The sequence below is a fragment of the Pseudomonas sp. PME37.24/025 genome, assembly GCF_055556615.1.
On the sequence record NZ_JBVHNK010000465.1, the window covers coordinates 1 to 239 of the forward strand.

Annotated in this window: 1 protein-coding gene; it reads right to left on the reverse strand. The window is 68.2% G+C overall.

The genetic code is table 11. The annotated features are described in order from the left end of the window. Positions 1-45 precede the first annotated feature (45 nt). A partial coding sequence (gene mpaA2, locus ACZ3HH_RS31105; protein ID WP_465810575.1) for an MpaA2 family daptide-type RiPP occupies positions 46-239 on the reverse strand: 194 nt, incomplete at its 5' end.

Below are 239 nucleotides of genomic sequence, written 5' to 3' on the forward strand. Positions count from 1 at the left end.
GGGATGGGATGAGGGATGCCGGAACCCCGGCCTCTCGCGGATGGCTCAGGTGGCGGCCAGGGCGATGAATCCGAGGGCCACGCCGTAGCTGAAGCCGCGGAACCAGTCCCATCCGTCGTCGGGGGCGTCCAGCGCGTCGAGCTCGACGAAGTCGAGGGTGGAAGTCATGTGCAAGTCACCTCCTTCGGTGAGGGTGAGGGCTGACGCCGTGCGTCCGGGATGCCTCAGGTCGCGATCGC